Here is a 1,077-nt window from a genome sequence, read left to right on the forward strand (position 1 = left end):
GTCTTCGTGTCGTAGGTGCCGGCCGTCACCGGCGTCAGGCTGACCGCTTCCGTGCCCAGGACGCCGGTGAGGCCGAAGTTACCCGTGGTCAGGGTCGCGGTCGTGGTGCCGTCGTAGATCTTGCTCGCCGTACCGGTCAGGCTGGCGATCAGGGCCTTCGCCGTGATCGTCCCGATCGTGCCGGTGATCGTGCTTGAGGCCAGGGTGTAGTTCGCCGCGTCGGTGCCGGTCAGGGTCAGGCCAGTGACCGTTACCGTCTTGCCGGTGCCCACAGTCTTCGTGTCGTAGGTGCCGGCCGTCAACGGGGTCAGGGTGACATTATCCGTGCCGATCACCCCGGCGAGGCTGTAGTTGCCCGCAGCCAGCGTGGCGCCCCCCGTGCCGTCGTAGACCTTGCTCGCCGTGCCGGTCAGGCTCGCCGTCAGGGCCTTCGCCGTGATCGTCCCGATCGTGCCGGTGATCGTGGTCGAGGCCAGCGTGTAGTTCGCCGCGTCGGTGCCGGTCAGGGTCAGGCCAGTGACCGTTACCACCTTGCCGGTGCCCACGGTCTTCGTGTCGTAGGTGCCGGCCGTCACCGGCGTCAGGCTGACCGCTTCCGTGCCCAGGACGCCGGCGAGGTCGAGGTTGCCGGCGGTCAGGGTGGCAGTCGTGGTGCCGTCGTAGATCTTGCTCGCCGTGCCGGTCAGGCTCGCGGTCAGGGCCTTCGCCGTGATCGTCCCGATCGCACCGGTGACCGTGGTCGATGCCAAGGTGTAGTTCGCCGCGTCGGTGCCGGTTNGGGGTCAGGCTGACCGCTTCCGTGCCCAGAACGCCCGTGAGGTCGAGGTTGCCGGCGGTCAGGGTCGCGCCGGTGGTGCCGTCGTAGACCTTACTCGCCATGCCGGTCAGGCTCGCCGTCAGGGCCTTCGCCGTGATCGTCCCGATCGTGCCGGTGACCGTGGTCGAGGCCAGGGCGTAGTTCGCCGCGTCGGTGCCGGTCAGGGTCAGGCCGGTGACCGTCACCCCCTTGCCGGTGCCCACGGTCTTCGTGTCATAGGTGCCGGCCGTCACCGGCGTCAGGCTGACCGCTTCCGTGCC

General features: G+C 69.1%; 1 protein-coding gene and 1 pseudogene. Both read right to left on the reverse strand.

Translation table 11 applies throughout. The annotated features are described in order from the left end of the window. Positions 1-749, reverse strand: a 749-nt coding sequence (locus DKG75_RS22600) for a YDG domain-containing protein (protein ID WP_211315718.1), incomplete at its 3' end; no start/stop codon positions are given. A 43-nt stretch (positions 750-792) separates the two neighbouring features. Further along, positions 793-1,059: pseudogene (locus DKG75_RS23900) on the reverse strand (YDG domain-containing protein); the annotation flags it as partial. Positions 1,060-1,077: the final 18 nt, after the last annotated feature.

The sequence above is a fragment of the Zavarzinia compransoris genome (genome assembly GCF_003173055.1).
Lineage (GTDB): Bacteria > Pseudomonadota > Alphaproteobacteria > Zavarziniales > Zavarziniaceae > Zavarzinia > Zavarzinia compransoris.